General features: G+C 61.5%; 17 protein-coding genes and 1 tRNA gene. 12 read left to right on the top strand and 6 right to left on the bottom strand.

The features are described from left to right. Nucleotides 1-259 precede the first annotated feature (259 nt). A complete protein-coding gene (locus tag MUB52_RS23030) occupies nucleotides 260-1,171 on the bottom strand; it encodes a LysR family transcriptional regulator (RefSeq protein ID WP_263846504.1) in 912 nt (303 codons plus the stop codon). Nucleotides 1,172-1,260: 89 nt separating this feature from the next. Here MUB52_RS23030 and MUB52_RS23025 point away from each other — a divergent pair, with 89 nt between their 5' ends. The 4 genes from MUB52_RS23025 (at nucleotide 1,261) to MUB52_RS23010 (ending at nucleotide 6,411) form a co-directional block, all read left to right on the top strand. After that, the gene (locus tag MUB52_RS23025; RefSeq protein ID WP_263846503.1) at nucleotides 1,261-2,274 is read left to right on the top strand and encodes a TAXI family TRAP transporter solute-binding subunit; all 1,014 of its coding nucleotides are present in this window, start codon (nucleotides 1,261-1,263) and stop codon (nucleotides 2,272-2,274) included. 62 nt (nucleotides 2,275-2,336) lie between these two features. Further along, complete coding sequence (locus MUB52_RS23020) at nucleotides 2,337-4,253, top strand: TRAP transporter permease (protein ID WP_263846502.1); 1,917 nt, start codon at nucleotides 2,337-2,339, stop codon at nucleotides 4,251-4,253. Beyond that, nucleotides 4,250-5,821, top strand: coding sequence for a sulfatase family protein (locus tag MUB52_RS23015; RefSeq protein ID WP_263846501.1), 1,572 nt, complete (start codon nucleotides 4,250-4,252; stop codon nucleotides 5,819-5,821). Before MUB52_RS23020 ends, MUB52_RS23015 begins: the two co-directional genes overlap by 4 nt. 230 nt (nucleotides 5,822-6,051) lie before the next feature. Beyond that, nucleotides 6,052-6,411, top strand: a complete 360-nt coding sequence (locus MUB52_RS23010) for a RidA family protein (RefSeq protein WP_263846500.1) — start codon at nucleotides 6,052-6,054, stop codon at nucleotides 6,409-6,411. A gap of 134 nt (nucleotides 6,412-6,545) precedes the next feature. Here the strand turns inward: MUB52_RS23010 and MUB52_RS23005 are convergent, their stop codons facing one another. Continuing rightward, complete coding sequence (locus MUB52_RS23005) at nucleotides 6,546-7,793, bottom strand: MFS transporter (RefSeq protein WP_263846499.1); 1,248 nt, start codon at nucleotides 7,791-7,793, stop codon at nucleotides 6,546-6,548. A 69-nt stretch (nucleotides 7,794-7,862) separates the two neighbouring features. Between MUB52_RS23005 and MUB52_RS23000 the strand changes: the two genes are divergently transcribed. After that, complete coding sequence (locus MUB52_RS23000; protein WP_318527461.1) at nucleotides 7,863-8,732, top strand: LysR substrate-binding domain-containing protein; 870 nt, start codon at nucleotides 7,863-7,865, stop codon at nucleotides 8,730-8,732. 101 nt (nucleotides 8,733-8,833) lie between these two features. Here MUB52_RS23000 and rlmH read toward each other — a convergent pair whose 3' ends face one another. The 3 genes from rlmH to MUB52_RS22985 all read right to left on the bottom strand — a co-directional run bounded on the left by rlmH (nucleotide 8,834) and on the right by MUB52_RS22985 (nucleotide 11,191). Beyond that, nucleotides 8,834-9,304 carry a 23S rRNA (pseudouridine(1915)-N(3))-methyltransferase RlmH gene (rlmH, locus tag MUB52_RS22995; protein ID WP_263846498.1) on the bottom strand — a complete coding sequence of 157 codons (471 nt, stop codon included), beginning with the start codon at nucleotides 9,302-9,304 and terminating at the stop codon, nucleotides 8,834-8,836. 24 nt (nucleotides 9,305-9,328) lie between these two features. Next, nucleotides 9,329-9,697 (bottom strand): ribosome silencing factor, encoded by a 369-nt coding sequence (gene rsfS, locus MUB52_RS22990; RefSeq protein ID WP_318527460.1) that lies wholly within the window; start codon nucleotides 9,695-9,697, stop codon nucleotides 9,329-9,331. Between the two features lie 147 nt (nucleotides 9,698-9,844). Next, complete coding sequence (locus tag MUB52_RS22985) at nucleotides 9,845-11,191, bottom strand: mechanosensitive ion channel family protein (protein ID WP_263846496.1); 1,347 nt, start codon at nucleotides 11,189-11,191, stop codon at nucleotides 9,845-9,847. Nucleotides 11,192-11,425: 234 nt separating this feature from the next. Between MUB52_RS22985 and leuC the strand changes: the two genes are divergently transcribed. The 4 genes from leuC to MUB52_RS22965 all read left to right on the top strand — a co-directional run bounded on the left by leuC (nucleotide 11,426) and on the right by MUB52_RS22965 (nucleotide 15,146). Then, on the top strand, nucleotides 11,426-12,829 hold the full coding sequence (leuC, locus tag MUB52_RS22980; protein ID WP_263846495.1) for a 3-isopropylmalate dehydratase large subunit: 1,404 nt from the start codon (nucleotides 11,426-11,428) through the stop codon (nucleotides 12,827-12,829). 139 nt (nucleotides 12,830-12,968) lie between these two features. Then, on the top strand, nucleotides 12,969-13,574 hold the full coding sequence (gene leuD / locus MUB52_RS22975) for a 3-isopropylmalate dehydratase small subunit (protein WP_263846494.1): 606 nt from the start codon (nucleotides 12,969-12,971) through the stop codon (nucleotides 13,572-13,574). Nucleotides 13,575-13,839: 265 nt separating this feature from the next. Then, nucleotides 13,840-14,091: a hypothetical protein gene (locus MUB52_RS22970; RefSeq protein ID WP_263846493.1), complete on the top strand. Its 252-nt coding sequence runs from the start codon at nucleotides 13,840-13,842 to the stop codon at nucleotides 14,089-14,091. After that, nucleotides 14,091-15,146 (top strand): endonuclease/exonuclease/phosphatase family protein, encoded by a 1,056-nt coding sequence (locus MUB52_RS22965; protein WP_263846492.1) that lies wholly within the window; start codon nucleotides 14,091-14,093, stop codon nucleotides 15,144-15,146. Before MUB52_RS22970 ends, MUB52_RS22965 begins: the two co-directional genes overlap by 1 nt. Here the strand turns inward: MUB52_RS22965 and MUB52_RS22960 are convergent. Then, nucleotides 15,143-15,805, bottom strand: a complete 663-nt coding sequence (locus MUB52_RS22960; RefSeq protein WP_263846491.1) for a DUF2306 domain-containing protein — start codon at nucleotides 15,803-15,805, stop codon at nucleotides 15,143-15,145. The two genes, MUB52_RS22965 and MUB52_RS22960, sit on opposite strands and share 4 nt — an antisense overlap. Before the next feature lie 131 nt (nucleotides 15,806-15,936). On the opposite strand from MUB52_RS22960, the gene leuB reads away from it, so the two are divergent. The 3 genes from leuB (at nucleotide 15,937) to MUB52_RS22945 (ending at nucleotide 18,259) form a co-directional block, all read left to right on the top strand. Then, a complete protein-coding gene (gene leuB / locus MUB52_RS22955; protein ID WP_263846490.1) occupies nucleotides 15,937-17,043 on the top strand; it encodes a 3-isopropylmalate dehydrogenase in 1,107 nt (368 codons plus the stop codon). Between the two features lie 132 nt (nucleotides 17,044-17,175). After that, nucleotides 17,176-18,126 (top strand): DMT family transporter, encoded by a 951-nt coding sequence (locus MUB52_RS22950; protein WP_263846489.1) that lies wholly within the window; start codon nucleotides 17,176-17,178, stop codon nucleotides 18,124-18,126. Between the two features lie 56 nt (nucleotides 18,127-18,182). Then, nucleotides 18,183-18,259, top strand: a tRNA-Pro gene (locus tag MUB52_RS22945). The last annotated feature ends 240 nt before the right edge of the window (nucleotides 18,260-18,499 follow it).

Genomic DNA, 18,499 nt, shown 5'->3' with positions numbered 1-18,499 from the left:
TAAAACAGCGCGCCTTGCGCTACTTGTCTCGGTCCCATCATCGCTGCACCTCCACTCTCTATCCGAGTGAACCAGCGTCAAAACAACCAATCAACAGACTTTTCAAAACTATCCGGACAAGGCGGTTGTTGTGCGTTAGTCCGAGTCGGCGACAGCTTGCCGGCTTTCGAAATTGCGAGGGTTTACCTTGAATAGGAGGCAGCGCCGACTTGTCCGAAGTTTCTTCATTCCTGCCCGAACAGGACCATCCAAAACCATCTCAACGGCGCGGTGCGCGCCTCATCGTCTGCTTCAACAATTTCAGAAATCGATCCTCAATTCGGCTGGACATTGCATTGGCCCGACGGATGGCGCCCAAAGGTCGATGAAACCGAGGGTGGTCGAACGGTAGAAACACCAGACGATCCTCCAGGTAGGGCGCAGTGGTGGCCTTTGGCATTGTGGTGATCAGGTCTGTCTCAGAGACAATTTCCAGCACTGAGCGGATGGAATCCGTCTCGCAGCCGATCTGCATCGACCGGACGCCGGATGCGATCATGGCTGCTTCTGTCTGCTGGCGAAGTAAGCTGCCCCGCGAATGGGCAAGCCAGACCTGCGCCTCCAGATCCGAGGTCATAATCTGCTGTCGTGAAGCCAGCGCGTGGCCAGCTCGGCACATCACTCCAACGCCATCGTCGATCAGTTCCTCGAAGTCCAGACCATCAACCGGTTCGGCGAGGCTGGCGGGGCCGAAGACAAGATCAACCTGCCCACGCTCCAGCATGGTTCGAAGTTCGTGAACCAGTCCGGTGCGGATCTCGATACTGCAATTCGGACTATCCTTGATGAATTGGGTCAGCGCATTGCTCAGGAAGCGACCCGACACAATCGGCGGAGCCCCGATGCGCAACTCTCCCACGGAGCCCTTTGCCGTCTGGTCAGCAACGATGGCGGCCTGTTCCTCGGCCAGGCGGATGGCCAGCCCGTTCCGGGAGAGCCGCAGCGCCAGCGCGTTCGGGATCGAGCGCCGCCCTTCCCTTTGAAACAAGGGCGTTCCCAGCCTGGACTCCAATGACTTCATGTTCCTGCTGAGCGCCGGTTGGGTCGTGCCCAACCGATTGGCGGCAGACTGAAAGGAGCCTGCTTCGACGATGACCGAAAGTTGGGCCAAGTGTTTGGGGTCGACTTTCATAACTATTTGTTATGTATAAGGCCAAAAGTTTGATTTTTCGACATCAATAGAAACTGGTAGTGTCGTCCAATCGTCTATGGGAGGAGACCATGTTTGACTTCAAGTCACTGGGCCGGATCGTCTTGGCCGCAACCGTCGCCCTGTCGCTGCCGAGCGCAGCTTCCGCTCAGATTTACAAGGGTGAAACCGCTGGTGTCGGCGACCCGGTTCATACCATGTTCGTGGCTTTCGCCAATCAGGCCGGGAAGGCCGGCGTGGACATACAGGTCAACGCAGGACAGACACTGACCAAATCCATGCTAAAAGGGGCAAAAGGCGATATTGATTTCTTTTCGACGGTGCCGTCCCTCGTCAACCTGATGGCGGGTCAGAAACGAATGTACGAGAAGATCGAGGACGCGCCCGACCTGGCCAAGAACATCCGCGCCATTCTCGGCTTCAAGGCCGGGGCTTACCACCCGGTGACGCTGGCCGGATCCGGGATCGAAAGCTGGGAAGACATCAAGGGCAAGACCGTGTTCACCGGCCCGCCTGCTGGATCGGCCTCGGCCACGTCGGAAGCCCTGATCAAGATCATCACGGGGTATGTGGCAGGTGAAGACTATACCGCCGTACGGCTGAGCTGGGGTGAAGGGTATTCAGCTCTGGCCGACGGCAAAATCGACATGATGGTGCGTCCCGCCGAAATCGGCTCGGCCAATATCGAAAGATTCGGTCTGTCGGGTGAATTCCGGGTGCTGTCGATCCCGGAAGACAAGGTTGGCAGTGATGACATGCAAGCCCTGTTCGGTCGCCCTGGTCGCGGGATGCTTCAGTTCGATGGGGGCCTGTACAAGGGCCAGTTGACTGCTGGTCAGATCACGGCACTCGGCTTCACTCAGTTTGTCGGCACCCATGCCGGCGTTTCCGACGACGTGGTCTACAACGCCACGAAGGCGTTCTGGGAGAACCTGAGCGAAGTTCACGCCACCGCGTTCTTTCTGAAGGAGGTCACGAAAGACTCGGCCTTCACGTCGGTGAACGTGCCACTGCACCCCGGCGCGGTGCGTTACTACGAAGAAGCGGGCTTTGATATCCCGGACGAACTGCGTCCCGGTAGCTGACGAAAGGGGCCGGGCTCCTGAATGGCCCGGCCCTCTCTTCCTGAGCAACGAGAGTTGATCCGATGACTGATGCGGCCCCCAACGCCAGCGTCCCGCTGCGGCTCTTTGCGCTTGCCGCTGCCGCATGCTGCTTCACGCTCGGCATGATCACGCTCTACAGTTCAGGCGTCGGGCTGATCGACCCCAAGCTGCACCGGGCCGGTGGCTTCGGGCTCGCCCTCGTCGTCGCCGTGGCGGTTTCGCAAAAACGGCGCATGGGGCGCGGCGCATTCACGCCGCTGAATCTCGTCGGTGATCTAGCGCTCATCGTTGCGGGTTTCTGGTCGATCTGGTCGTTTCACTTCGTTCAGACCGAGATGGAGACGGCGCTTTACGACGTGACCACCCGCGATGCCTGGCCTGCGCTGGCCGGTCTGGCGGTGTTCCTGGAACTCTGCCGCCGCCTCTGGGGATGGGGCCTCTTTGGCGTCGGCACGATCGGGGTGATCTACCTTCTCTTCGGGCAAGACCTCCCGGGCATTATGGCGCACTCTGGTTTCTCGCTGAAAGAGGTGGCCGAAGCGCTCTGGTACAATACCAACAAAGGTGTCTTCGGCTCGATCACCAATATCGTGCTCAGCACGGTTTTCATCTTCATCATCTTTGGTGTGCTGCTTGAAGGCACCGGGGCGGGCGACACACTGCTGAAGTTTGCCTTCCTGGCGACGCGCCGCACACGGGGCGGTCCCGCACACGCAGCGATCCTGGCCTCATCGATGTTCGGCACCATGTCGGGGTCGACAGTTGCCAACATCGTTGGCACCGGCACCTTCACCATCCCGATGATCAAGAAACGCGGCTTCACACCCACCTTTGCGGCCGGGATCGAAGCGACAGCCTCGTCTGGCGGTCAGATCATGCCGCCCATCATGGGGGCGGCGGCTCTGGTGATGGCCGACTTGACCGGCGTGGGGTACCTAAACATCATCGTGGCGGCCCTGTTCCCGGCACTGTTCTACTACTTCAGCCTGTTCTCAGCCGTGACAGTCGAAGCGCGCCGCCAAGGCATCGATGTGCAGGAGATGACCGTCGACGATCAGATTACCCGGACCGACCTGATCAACTCTGTGCTCTTCATCGGTCCGATCCTCGTCGTCATCGGGTCACTTCTGGCCGGGCTCTCGACATCAGCCGCCGGCTTTTACGCGGTTGTGGTTCTTCTGGCCCTTTCGGTCATCAACCCGGAGGTGCGCGGCGATCCGGCCCGCATCTGGCGGTCTTTCCTGAAGGGCGCCGAATCCGGTGCCACACTTCTGATTGCCATCGCGGCCATCGGTATCCTTGTGGGCGCACTCGACAGCACCGGGCTCGGCCTCAAACTGGCCAATGTCATCGCAACAATCCGCGGTGAAAGCCTGTTTTCGGCGCTTCTCGTTGCCATGGCAGGAGCGCTCATCCTCGGGATGGGGATGCCTACGTTGCCAGCCTATCTGATCATCATACTGGTGATGGGGCCGGCGATTCAGGAACTCGGTGTTTCGATGCTGACCGCGCATATGTTCGTCTTCTACTACGGTGTGGCCTCATCGCTGACCCCACCAGTGGCGATTGCCGCCTATGCCGCCGCCCCCATCGCCCAGGCCAACCCCTTGATGACGGCCTTCATGTCCTTCCGGCTGGGCATGGCAAAATTCATCATTCCCTTCATCTTCGCTTTCTACCCGACAATCCTGATCATCGAGGAGTTCAGCCTGCTGCCGTTCCTCTGGATCATGGCGCGAACGTGTTTCTGTATCTGGCTGTTCTCGTCGGCCCTGTCTGGTTTTGACCGTCGCAAGCTGACTGTGCCCGAGATCGTGGTCCGCTTTGCGACTGCGTTCGCCTGTCTGGCCATTGATCCGATGATTCACCTGCCCGCCATTGGGGTCGGACTCGCGCTGATTGCATTTGATGTCCATGCAGGTCGGCCAAAGGCCACGACGTCGGAGGGGGCCCAATGATCAACAGACCCAACTTCCTGTTCATCATCACCGATCAACATCGGGCCGATCACCTGGGCTGCTACGGCAACCCGGTGCTGCAAACGCCCAATATCGACCGCATCGCAGCAGGCGGCACACGGTGGGACCGCTTCTATGTCGCCAATCCGATCTGCATGCCGAACCGGGCCTCGATTATGACCGGGCGCATGTGTTCGATCCACGGGGCCCGCCATAACGGCATTCCCCTGTCGAAGGATCATACCACCTTCGTCGAATTGCTGCGGGATGCCGGATACAACACCGGATTGGTCGGCAAGTCCCACCTGCAAAGCTTCACCGGCCTGCCTGCAACCAACCGGTTCGAAGCCCAGGACGGCTTGACCACACCCTCCGCACACTTGCGCGATGCCTACAAGAACAACCGCCACTCCTCCGAGTACGATCTTGAGGTCGCCCCAAACTGGCACACACGGTTGGCCGACCGGCTGAAGGGTGATTTCTACGGGTTCGATCATGTCGAGGTTGTCGCAGATCACGGTGATCAGGCATCTGGCGACTATCTTCTGTGGGCCCGCGCGCAGACCCCCGATTTCGACACGCTGACCGGTCCCGCGAACGCACTGCCGGACAACCGGATCGACGCCCCTCAGGCCTGGCGCACCGCTGTTCCGGAAGAGCTGTACTCCACCTCCTGGATCGCGGACAGGTCCGAAGCCTGGCTCACGCAGCAGGCCGGTCGGGACGCACCATTCTTCCTGCAGATGTCGTTCCCCGATCCACACCACCCTTTCACGCCACCGGGGCGATATTGGGACATGTACGATCCCGCCGACATTACATTGCCGGCCTCGTTCGGCCGAGGCGATTTGCCACCCATCAAAGCGATGAAGGAGGCGATGAAAAACGGAACCGACCCCAGGGACAACCAGAACCCGTTTGCCGTCACCGAAGACGAAGCGCGGGCGATCATCGCCTTGACCTACGGCATGATCACCATGATCGACGACGCCATAGGTCGGGTCGTGACGCGTCTGGAAACGCTGGGTCTGGCTGACAACACGGTGATCATCTTCACGTCGGACCACGGCGACTATATGGGCGACCACGGCCTGATGCTGAAGCTGCTGTTGCACTACCAGGGGATCATTCGGGTGCCGTTCATCTGGAACGATCCCGCCGCTCCGGTGCAAGGCAATGTCGATCCGGGCCTCGGCTCGTCCATCGACATTTCCGCCACCATCCTCGCCCGTGCCGGCATTCAACCCTTCAACGGCATCCAGGGTCGCGACCTGCTCAGCACACCCCCGCCCAATGCCATCATCATCGAGGAAGACAGTCAGCGCACCATGACCGGCTTCGACCGCCCCCAACGGGTCCGGACGGTCGTGACGGAGACGCATCGGATGTCGCTGCGGGAGGGAGAAGACTGGAACGAGTTGTATGACCTGAAGAGGGATCCAGACGAACTTACAAATCTCTACGATGCACCTGAAGCCGTTGATGTCCGCCACTGCGTGACCGAAACGATGCTGCGCAGGATAATCGAGCTACAAGACAGAGCACCTTTGCCAGCTTATCGCGCCTAGCACGAAATGCCGTGGCTGTCCGGCTCTCATCCAGATCGTAGATTGCTTTCCCGTATGCTGAATGAAAACGGACAACCGCTGCAGTCGCATGGGAGACGGGGTCGGATCCTAAACGGAATTTGCTGTGTAGAACGGGGATATCGGCAAAGCGGACTGCAGCTTGCGTTCGTCAATTGATGCAGGTGTCTGCTATGAAGTGATCGAACGGTCTGGCAGGTCGGGCGAGAACTGTGAACATCAAACGCATCATAAGCAGCACACGGGGGCGCAGCGATGCGGTCGTTTACAACGGTATGGCGTTTTTGGTCGCATACGACCCTGATGCCGCAGACGGAGTTCAGGCCCAAACACGAAACAGCCTGAGCTTTCTGGACACCAAGCTATCTGAAGTCGGCAGCGGAAAACAGGCCCTGTTGCAAGTCACAGTGTTTCTGAGCGACATGTCCATGAAACCGGACATGGACGAGGTCTGGTGCGATTGGATTGGGCCCGAAGAGAATTGGCCACAAAGGGCATGTGTCGGTGCCGACTTAGGCGATAAAGCGACTTTGATCGAAATCACAGCCATCGCAGCGCAGTCCAAGAGCTGATCGGGATGCGGCTTGCTGCATCAGTCAAGATGCGGTTTTCATAAGACGTTCACGTGCCACGAAGCAAATTCCGCTGAGCGGGCGACGCAGCAACTCGTTGCACTTGCGCCAACATCAGCTTTTCTTGGATGCAATCAGGTTGATAAGTCCCACCCCGCACCCCTTCGGTACGAATGCCTGTAGCCGAGAACTGCGCATGTAATCGTGCATGCGATACTGCCAAACGCAATCCGGTAGGCGCTTTCGTCCGTTGCCCCGTTCGTGCGTGCGAGGTCCAGGATGAAACCGAATGCAGTTTGCATAACCGGTATGGCACCAGTCGCAACCAGCAGCTTCAGCGCGTTTGCACGTCCGAAAACCGAAGCAGGCACGGCGTCTCTCAATTGCACCCCCAATGGAATGTAGAACTGCTGCAGAAAGACTGAGCATGCCAGAAGCAAGAGCACGGCCCAAAGTGGTGCTTTCGGAAACAGTGCGAGTGCCGCAAGACATGTCGCTGATCCGAGCGCCGTCAGCAGGATCACTTTGTTGCGCCCGTGCCCGATGCGATCCACGCGACCAAAAATGAAACCGGCGGCGATCGTTGTTGCGAACAAACCCATCAGGGCTTGGCCCGCCGCCTCCGGGCTCAGGCCAAGCGCGTCTTGCAAGTAGGGTCCGCCCCAAAGACCCGTGATCGTAACGATTGGCGCATAGGTGACAGCCGCAAGGAACAGAATGCCTCGTACCTTTTCGTTCTGTAGCAGCGTGCGAAAACTGATCTTTGTGTCGACATCGGATGCCGACGCAGGCCCCTTAGCCGGCAGCAAGATCGAAACAATGACCATTACAGCAATAGCCAATCCAGCACCGACGCCAAAGACCAACCCCCATGAGAAGCGCTCTAAAGCCAATGCCAACGGCCAGGTCCCAACGAGACCTCCAATACCGCCCAGTGTCACAAGAAGGCCGGAGGCGTATCCGTAGTCGCCGGCTGGCAGGTTCTGTGCGAGCGCCATCTGGACGCTTGCGCCCGTTGCGGCAAGACCTGCGCCAATCAAGACGCGCGCTGCGAGAACGGCCAGCCACGCGGCGTTCTCCAAATCGGGAGCAATCGCGAAAAGCGTGGTCCCGATGGCCACGAGCGCGAGCGCCCAAAGCAGGACGCGCCGTGGTCCAAAGCGATCAAGCGCAATACCGGCCGGAGCTTGGGATACCAGGGTTGCTGCGAACATAGCCCCTACCGACAGCCCCAGAGCCGTTGCGGGAATGTCCAAAGTCCCGCTCAGGACGGGCCCAAAGACACTTCCGGACGCTCTCTGGAACTGCCCAAGGGCAAAGACTGCAACGCAGGCCACAAGTGTAGCTCGTGCGTTTGAAGCACTGTTTGTTCCGGTTTTCATACCGAAGTTGTATCGCTGGCAACAAAACCGAAATAATATCAGTTTTATCACAAGTGATACTTAAGTTGGATCATATCAGATACCCTTGATCACCGCCTGCTTCGCCAATTCGTCGCCGTCGCCCGCGCTGGTGGGCTGAGGGCCGGTGCGTCCGCCCTAAACATGAGCCAACCGCCCCTGTCGCGAACGATAAGAGAACTGGAAGCCGGTTTGGGGCTTGCGGTCTTCAAGCGCTCGAAAAGAGGGACAACCCTTACCGATGCAGGCCGGGTATTGTTGGAAGAGGCCGAAGCAATTCTCGCGTCACTCGACCGGGCCGAGGCCCGTGTGAGGCGCCTGGGAATGCACTCAAAGCCGTTGCGGATCGGCTTCGTGTCCGCTGCGCTCGACGCGCATCTGCCGGACCTTCTGGCGCGCATCGCACAGAAAGGCTGGCCCGCGCCGAAACTGATTGAATCGCCCACTGCCTCACAGGCAGAAGCCCTGGCACGCGCAGAATTGGATCTAGGCCTGCTGCATCCGCCTGTTGAGGTCGCTCGGGGGATTTCTCTCGCATCGCTCGGTGAGGACGGATTTCTCATCGCACTAAAGGAGGGGCATCCCTTGACCGTGCATGAGACCATTCGGTCATCCGATTTAGCGGGCCACCCCCTTGTTCTGTTCCCAGAGTCACAAGGACCTGTGCTGCACGCAGAGATAAGAGCAGTGCTTGCGCCGGATAGCGATCTGAAGATTGAGGCAGAGGCAGCACGCAGCCACACTCAGCTTGCACTCGTCGCAGCAGGAACAGGGATTGGCCTAATCGGCGCCTCGGTCGCTCGCACAATCAGCTACAAGGGTGTCGTTATGCGTCACTGGGCCGACAGACCCAGAACAGTTGCCCTGCAAAACGCTATCGTTGGCGCCGAGGCCTTGCTGATCGACCTTGGATATGCCTGAACCCAGAAAATCGGCCATTCGTGCAAACCGCAGCATCAGTCAAAAGGGCTCGAAGCTGCCATTTTCATCCCATCCGACTTTCAAGCCAAATCGCGCAATATTCAGATGCGATGATAGGGAGCGCCCGCCAGGATCGAGGCTGCGCGGTAGAGCTGTTCGGCCAGCATCACGCGGACCAGCATGTGCGGCCAGACCATCTTGCCGAAGGACAGTGTGAACTCCGCCTCCTCTCGCAGCGTCGGGTCAATCCCGTCGGCACCTCCGATCACCAGCGCCAGATCGCTGCGGCCCCCATCGCGCCAGCCTGCCAGGCGCTGCGCAAACGCAGGCGAACTCTCGATCCGTCCGCGCTCATCCAGTGCCACGACGGTGGAGCCCGCAGGAAGCACGCGGCGGATCCGCTCGGCCTCGCCCGCCATGCCGCCGCCTTTGCGATCATCCACCTCGATGACACGCAACGGCCCCAGGCCAAGCGCACGGCCCGTGCGGTCGAACCGCTTGAAGTAATCGTCGATCAAGTCCTTTTGCGGCCCGGAGCGCAGCCGCCCCACCGCAACAATATGCACACGCATGATCTTGGCGCGGACCCCGCAAGGTCAGTTGGCCGCGCTCTCCGAGCCGCTCATCGGTTGCCACATCTTCTCGAGCTGATAGAACTCGCGCACTTCCGGGCGGAACACATGTACGATCACGTCGCCGGTGTCGATCAGCACCCAGTCTCCCGTTTCCTTGCCCTCGACCTTGGCGGTCAGCCCGAAGTCGTCCTTGACGGTCTGTGCAAGCTTTTCCGAAATGGAGGAGACCTGACGGGTCGACCGCCCGGAGCAGATCACCATATAGTCGCCGATCTCGGTCTTGCCGCGCAGGTCGATCTGCACGATGTCTTCGGCCTTGTCGTCGGTGAGGGAAGAGAGAATGGTTGCCAATAGCGCTTCGCTTGTGGCCATGTCGGTCGCGGTCACCATAACCGCGGACCCATTTTGAGCAGCATCCGCTGCGTCCGTATGGATAGACAGGACATTGTCCTCCTTATGTCGCGCCGTCAGGGCCCCGGCGCTGGGATACCTGAAAGGGTAACAACTGAGGTGCGACATTTCAATGACAGGCTGTCGTTAAGGTGAACTTGCCTCATCGAGCGCCGCAGGTGCCTCATTGTCCAGCAAACGGACCTCGCGCTGCGGGAAGGGGATCGAGATGTTGTGCGCCTTGAAGCTGTCCCAGAGCGCCAGGTAGACATTGCCGCGGATGTTCGTGAGCCCGCCGGTGGGGTCACGGATCCAGAACCGCAGGATGTAGTCGACCGAGCTGTCGCCGAAGCCCACGATGTGACAGACCGGCAGCTTGGGGTGTTCCAGCACCCGGTCCACACCGCTCGCCGCCTCGATCGCAAGGCGCCGCACCTCATGCGGATCACAGCCGTAGGAGGTACCGAAGTAGATATCGAGCCGCACGAAATCGTTGGAATGAGACCAGTTCACCACCTGCCCGGTGATCAAATCCTCATTGGGGATCAGATACTCGCGCCCATCCCGCGTGACGACGCTGACGTAGCGCGCACCCAGCGCATTGATCCAGCCGAAGGTCTCGCCGAGGCTGATCACATCGCCGGGCTTGATCGATTTGTCCAGAAGGATGATGACGCCCGAGACGAGGTTCGAGACCACCTTCTGCAAGCCGAAACCCAGACCCACACCGATGGCCCCTGACAGGACCGCAAGGCCGGTGAGGTCGATCCCCACGGCCTTGACCCCCATGAAGAAGGCAAAGCCGTAGAGGAAGATCTGCACCCCCTTCACCGCCAGCACCTGCATCGACGGGCTGATATCCTCGTTGCGGCGGATGCTGCTGGCCGTCGTGGAACTGACCAGCCGCGCTACGGTGAAGAGCACGCCGATGACAACAGCGGCCGAGATCAAGGTCAGGATCGAGAGACGGAAATCCCCGACGTCAAGCGCGATGTCATCGAGAAAGGCCGCCACCTCGTCGGAGACGCCCACCAGATAGAGCGTGGCGTAGATCCACAGCCCCCAGGTCACCAGCCGCCGCAGGAAGCGGTTGCGCACCAGCCGCGCCGCGTACGCAATGCCGGTCCAGACAATCGCCAGGGTCGCCGCCAGCCCGATAAAGTAGGACCGCGACGGCCAGGTGATCTGCTGCATGACCAGATAGAGCCCGCCCGCCAGCACCGCGAACCAGATCAGCCCCATGCGCCGCTTGATCTGCACGATCATGCGCAGCTGCCACTTGGACCAGCCCTCGCGCGCGCGCACCTGCTTCTCGATAACCCGCCCTGACAGGATATGCAGGACGTAGCACAGAACCGCGAGCCCCAGGACGATCAGCACCTGATTCTGCCGCCAGCCCGGGGTGAGGATGCTCTGCAGGAAACTGGTGAACAGGAACCAGATTTCGTCGACCGACATCAACGCGGCGGCAAAAGGCTCTTCGTCGGTTTCCATCTGCGCTCCCTTTTGGTTGAAAACTGGCACAGTCGCTGGGCCGTCACAAGCCGCCAACCCTTGCGGCAAGCGCTTCATCGCGGTATCTGGTTTGGGATGAGACGCATTGTGGATATGGACGACCGTGCGCGCCTGCGCGAACGCTTCTTCGGGGCGACCCATACCGTGCTGGCGCGACTATAAGCGCAGCCCCCTGCCCCCTATCCATTTCATTCACACTATGGGAGAGGACCGATGTCCCCCAAGACGCTCTATGACAAAATCTGGGATGCCCACGTGGCCCATGAGGCCGAGGACGGCACCTGCTTGCTCTATATCGACCGCCATCTCGTGCACGAGGTGACAAGCCCGCAGGCCTTTGAGGGCCTGCGCATGGCGGGTCGCAAGGTGCGCGCACCGGAAAAGACGATTGCCGTGCCGGATCACAACGTTCCGACGACAGCGGGCCGCGAGGATCCGGCGAACATGACCGAGGACAGCGCCATTCAGGTCGCAGCGCTCGACAAGAACGCCAAGGATTTCGGCATTCACTACTACCCGGTCTCTGACATCCGTCAGGGCATCGTGCATATCGTCGGGCCCGAGCAGGGCTGGACCCTTCCCGGCATGACCGTCGTCTGCGGCGACAGCCATACCGCGACCCACGGCGCGTTCGGCGCGCTCGCACACGGCATCGGCACCTCCGAGGTCGAACACGTGCTGGCGACGCAGACGCTGATCCAGAAGAAATCCAAGAACATGAAGGTGGAGATCACCGGCAAGCTGCGCCCCGGTGTGACGGCCAAGGACATCACGCTGTCAGTCATCGGCGCCACCGGCACCGCAGGCGGCACTGGTTATGTGATCGAGTATTGCGGTGAGGCGATCCGGGACCTCAGCATGGAAGGCCGCATGACCGTCTGCAACATGGCCATCGAAGGCGGCGCGCGCGCCGGTCTCATCGCGCCCGATGAGAAGACCTTCGAATACTGCAAGGATCGCCCTCACGCGCCCAAGGGCGCGCAGTGGGAGGCGGCAATGGAATGGTGGAAGACGCTCTACTCCGATGATGACGCGGACTGGGACAAGGTGGTGACGATCAAGGGCGAAGACATCGCGCCGGTCGTCACCTGGGGCACCTCGCCCGAGGACGTGCTGCCGATCACCGCCACCGTGCCGGCCCCGACGGATTTCGAGGGCGGCAAGGTCGGCGCGGCCGAACGCTCGCTCGATTACATGGGCCTGACCCCGGGCACCCCGCTCAAGGAGGTCGAGATCGACACTGTCTTCATCGGCTCCTGTACCAACGGCCGGATCGAGGATCTGCGCGCGGCCGCGGCGATCCTGAAAGGCAAGAAGATCGGCGTGAAGCGCGCCATGGTTGTGCCGGGCTCGGGCCTCGTGCGCGCGCAGGCGGAAGAAGAAGGTCTGGCGGATATCTTCAAGGAGGCCGGGTTCGAGTGGCGCCTCGCGGGCTGTTCGATGTGTCTGGCGATGAACCCAGACCAGCTGCAACCGGGCGAGCGCTGTGCCGCGACCTCGAACCGCAATTTCGAGGGCCGTCAGGGCCGCGGCGGGCGCACGCACCTGATGTCGCCGGCCATGGCCGCGGCGGCGGCGATCACCGGGAGACTGACCGACGTACGGGAGCTGATGTGACAACGGGATGGGTGGCCTGAAAGCCCACCCGACCTGCCGGTTAATGCCGCGTGCGCCCCGCACCGACGTCATGCCGACGTGATACCGACGCAAAACGGGCGCCCCACTGACAGCCTTATGACAGGCGAGGAGAAACAGAATGGACAAGTTCACCACCCTCACCGGCATCGCCGCACCGATGCCCTTGATCAACGTCGACACCGACATGATCATCCCCAAGCAATTCCTGAAGACGATCAAGCGCTCCGGCCTCGGCGTGAACCTTTTCGACGAAATGCGCTATGACGACGACGGCAAGGAAATCCCCGATTTCGTGCTGAACAAGGCGCAGTATCGCGACGCCGAAATCCTTGTTGCGGGAGATAACTTCGGCTGCGGCTCGAGCCGCGAACACGCGCCCTGGGCGATCAAGGATTTCGGCATACGCTGCGTGATCGCGCCGTCCTTCGCAGATATTTTCTACAACAACTGTTTCAAGAACGGCATCCTGCCCATCGCGCTGCCGCAGGAGCAGGTGGATGTGCTGATGAAGGATGCCGAGAAGGGCTCGAACGCGCGGATGATGGTTGATCTGGAGGCGCAGACGGTGACCAGCTCCGACGGCGAGGTGTTCCACTTCGAACTCGACAGTTTCAAGAAGCATTGCCTGATGAACGGTCTCGACGACATCGGCCTGACGATGGAGAAAGCCGCGTCGATCGACAGCTTCGAGGCTGCAGCGGCACAAGCGCGCCCCTGGGTCTGACGATCCGGCCGAGCCGCCTGCCCGAACGAGGACAGCGGCTTTGGCCGATAGAGCATATGCGGGCCACTCTGTGTCTGATGCCAGGCGGCGCGCCATGTCAGGCACCTGCATCCAAGCCGGATATTCACTACAACGGCAGATGGGTCTCATCTGGCTTACGTCTTTGCGAACGGCGGTGGCGCAAGAGGCGTTGGTGTTGGTCTGAACACGACGCCTTTCACGCTGCGCTGCCCCGGTGAGTGGCGGCGTCACGACGTGATGCGAGGTGCAGCACGACGTTGATCTTTCTGTCTTCTTCGTCGTTCTGGCAGTGGTCAAGACGGCGGTCGATCTGGTAAACCCGGGCTCATATGAGACCCCGCCGACACTGACCTGGACGACTGCCGCATGGGCCCTTCTCTCCACCAGCATGACGATGCGCGATATCGCCCTGATCCGCAGCGCCGGCACGAGGGGCGAGCACTGTCAGCGCCGGAACCTCAACACCGCCGAAAGGGCCAATTATTCGGTCAATTGATGCTCGCGAGCCTCGCGGCTGCCTTCGGTGGCAGTGCGGTCGGCGCCGAGAGCCTGCGGGTTGCGACCTTCAACACCGAGCTGTCGCGCAAGGGTCCCGGTCTGCTGCTGCGCGATATCTCTCGTGGCGAGGACCCGCAGGTGCGTGCAACCCTTGCGGTGATTGCCGCCGCAGCACCTGATGTGCTGCTCTTGCAGGGTTTCGACTACGATCTCACCGGCGCCGCCCTCGCCGCCTATATGGCGGCGCTGGAAAAGGAAGGGCTCGATTACACCTATAGTTTTTCGGCGCGGCCCAACACCGGCATGCCCACCGGGCTAGACATGGATGGCAACGGCAAGCTGGGTGAGCCGCGGGACGCGCAGAGCTATGGGCGCTTCTCCGGTCAAGGCGGCATGGCGATCCTGTCGCGCTACCCGATCGACGTGGGCGCGGTGAAGGACTTCACCGATCTGCTGTGGCGCGATCTGCCAGGTGCTTTGCTTCCCGAGACAGCCGACGGCCCGTTTCCATCCGCGGAGGCGCAGGCCGCGCAGCGCCTCTCAACCACCAATCACTGGGTGGTTCCGATCGAGGTTCCGGCGCTTGGGACGGTCGACATCCTCGCCTTTCAGGGCAGTCCGCCGGTTTTTGATGGGCCGGAGGATCGGAACGGCAAGCGCAACCACGACGAAACGGTGTTCTGGCAGCACTATCTCGCCGGCCATTTCGGCGAGGCCGATACTCACAGCTTCGTGCTCCTGGGCGACATCAACCAGGACCGCCGCGACGGCGAAGGCATCAAATCGGCCATAAGCGCCCTGCTCGACGATCCACGCCTTCAGGACCCCCTGCCGCGCAGTGCGGGCAGCGAACATGCGACAGGGGATCCCTTCGACACGGTGGACTGGACCGATCCGGTGCCCGGAAATCTGCGCGTGGACTACGTGCTGCCGTCGGCGGACTGGCAGGTGCTGGACACCGGCGTGCTCTGGCCCATCCCGGAGGATCCGCTGGGCCAGACAGTGATCGCGGCCAGCCGTCACCGCCTCGTCTGGGTCGACATCGCGCGCTAGGCCGGGCGCGGATTTCGGCGGAGCCAAAGCTCCAGCACAAGCAAGTAGGGCAAGTAGAAAGCAAAATTCTGCACCAGGTCGAAAGCCCCGTCGAAGGCGGGTGTCGATGCGGCGCCACCGGTCATAAGATACCACAGACCATAGTGCACCCGGTAGAGCCATGAGCCGAAGATCAGCACCAGCAGCCGCAGCGCCCACCGCCGATGCACGCTGAAATCCCGTTGCCGCGCATGGTGGATCGCCTGGCCGGCACACAGCACCATGAGCCCGCCGTAGAGGGCGAACCCGAGATCCATCCAGACCCCGCCGATGGTGCCGCGCGCGGCGATATAGCCAAGCCCCGCGAGCCCGGTGAGCGCGGCCGCGGTGCACGCCAACCGCCCCGCCCAGCGGTGATAGCCGGCAAATCGCGCCCGCAGGCCGGGCCAGACCTGCAGCGGCGCAACAGCCATCAGGAGCGCGCCAAGCACCATATGCGCGAAGATCGCCAGATTGCTCGTATCGGCGCCGAGTGCGTAAAACCGGTTCTCGGACAGGTCCAGGCTGAGCGGCAGCGCCAGACCCGCCCGCAGCGACCAGAGCGTGAAGGGCAGGCTCAGCAGGATCAGCGCCCCGAGGGCCACGCCGATGACGATGCTGCGCTGCCGGTCTGTCGCCACGCCCACTCTCCAGGTCCGCTCTCGCACAGCCTATCAGCATCACGCTGCACCCGCCACGCCCCCGAACCCAGCTTGACCCTGCGAGGGCCGCGCGCTACGCCGCGCGTGACAAATTTCAAAGGAGACGTTCGATGGCCAACCCTTCCCTTCTCATCCTTGCCGGGGACGGCATCGGCCCGGAGGTCATGGAACAGGTCAAACGTGTGATCGGCTGGTTCGGCGAGAAGCGCGATCTGGCGTTCGACGTCAGCGAAGACCTCGTGGGAGGAGCCGCCTACGACGCCCATGGCACACCGCTGCACGACGATACGATGGCCCGCGCCCTGGAGGTGGACGCGGTGCTGCTGGGAGCCGTGGGCGGGCCGAAATACGACGATCTGGACTTCAGCGTAAAGCCCGAACGGGGCCTGTTGCGGCTGCGCAAGGAAATGGACCTCTTCTCCAACCTGCGCCCGGCGCAGTGCTTCGACGCGCTGGCGGACTTCTCCTCGCTGAAAAAGGACGTAGTGGCCGGGCTCGACATCATGATCGTCCGCGAGCTGACTTCGGGCGTCTACTTCGGCGAGCCGCGCGGCATCTTCGAGGAGGGCAACGAGCGCGTGGGCATCAACACCCAGCGCTACACCGAAGGCGAGATCGACCGGGTCGCGCGCTCGGCCTTCGAGCTGGCGCGGCGCCGGTCGGGCAAGGTCTGTTCGATGGAGAAGGCAAACGTGATGGAAAGCGGCATCCTCTGGCGCGAGGTGGTCCAGAAGGTGCGCGATACCGATTATCCGGATATCGAGCTCAGCCACATGTATGCTGACAACGGCGCGATGCAGCTGGTCCGCGCGCCCAAGCAATTCGACGTGATCCTGACGGACAACCTCTTTGGCGACATCCTGTCGGATTGCGCCGCGATGCTGACGGGCTCTCTGGGGATGCTGCCCTCGGCCAGCTTGGGCAAACCGACCGAGAAAGGCCCGCCCCGCGCGCTCTACGAGCCGGTGCACGGCTCGGCGCCTGATATTGCGGGTCAGGGCAAGGCGAACCCCATCGCCTGCATCCTCAGTTTCGCCATGGCGCTGCGCTATTCCTTCGACCAGGGCGATGAGGCCGCGCGACTCGAAGCGGCCATCGAGACCGTGCTCGCCGAGGGCGCGCGCACGGCTGATCTGATGGGCGCAGAAGGCGGCACTCCGATCAGTACCGCCGAGATGGGCGATGCAATCCTGGGCGCCTTGGACGCCAGCCTGTAAGGCAGACACGGAACGCGCGCCGGGCGGTTGTCATCCGCGCGCATCCTCGGAATAGTGTGCGGCAACAGGACCGGGTGGACCATGAGGCCCACGCCGTCCCGTTGCCTGACCCCAGCCCCGGCGGAGCGCTGAATGCACCAGAATCTCAAAGCCGCGCTCATGGCGCTTGTGGCCTTCGCCCTCTTTGCCAGCCACGATGTGATCATCAAGGTCCTGGGCGGTGGATACTCTCCAATCCAGATCGTGTTTTTCAGCGTGCTGTTCAGTTTCCCGCTCGCCATGCTCTACCTTCTGCGCGATGCCACGCCGGGCACGCTGATCCCGGTGCACCCCTGGTGGATGGTGGGGCGCACCGTGGCCGCCGTGATCACTGGCTTCTGCGCCTTCTACGCCTTTTCCGTGCTCCCGCTGGCGCAGGTCTATGCCATCCTCTTTGCCTCGCCGTTGCTTATCACCATCCTTGCGATCCCGATCCTGGGCGAACGGGTCAAGCTGCGCCGCTGGATCGCGGTTGGCATCGGTCTCAGCGGCGTGCTCGTCGTGCTGCGCCCGGGCCAGGCCGAGTTGGAGCTTGGCCACCTCGCGGCCCTTGTCTCGGCCATCTGCGGCTCCTTCGCCTCAATCATCGTGCGCAAGATCGGGCGTGAGGAGCGCTCCGTGGTGATCATGCTCTACCCGATGATGGCGAATTTCTTTGTCATGGCGGCACTCCTGCCGCTGGTCTACGTGCCGCTGCCGCTGACGGATCTGGGCAAGCTGGCCATCATCGCAGTACTGGCCTGGACCGCGGGCCGCTTCCTCATCGCCGCTTATAACGCAGGCGAAGCGGTCATCGTCGCCCCGATGCAGTATTCACAGATCCTCTGGGCGTCCTTCTACGGCGTGCTGTTCTTCGACGAGACCCCGGACACCAACACCATCATTGGCTCGGCGATCATCATCGCCAGCGGCCTCTTCATCGTTCTGCGCGAAAGCAAGGCGCCTGGGTCCGAACAGCCGGTTTTGCGCACACGCTCGCGCCCCGAGACCGGCACGACCCCGCGGGTCTCACCGTTCCTGCGCCGCGACAAACGCGGGAAATGACCGGTCAACGGCCGCTTGCCAAGCCCGCAGGATGGCGCTATTGCGGCGGGACCGGTCGGGCTGTAGCGCAGCCTGGTAGCGCACCTGCTTCGGGAGCAGGGGGTCGGAGGTTCGAATCCTCTCAGCCCGACCAGAAAAAGCTGTTATTTGTGGAGTTGCAGGGACTTTGTCCCAGGAGCCACCAAAGTGTCCTCTATTCGCACACACTTTGTCCAACTGGTTGAAAACAAAAGATCGCTTTTCGGGCCCGATTTCAGCGGCTTTTGAGCTTTTCATCTAGGGTGGCGGGCGTATTTTGTTGAAAAACTCTTTCTTGATCGATTGGCAAGTCGCTGATTCAATTCTCCTAGCGAGCGGGAGGATCAGCCATGTT

This window comes from Roseobacter sinensis (assembly GCF_025755255.1).
Lineage (GTDB): Bacteria > Pseudomonadota > Alphaproteobacteria > Rhodobacterales > Rhodobacteraceae > Roseobacter > Roseobacter sinensis.
Note: the sequence above shows the minus strand (reverse complement) of the source record. Positions and strands in the feature narration are given on the sequence as shown.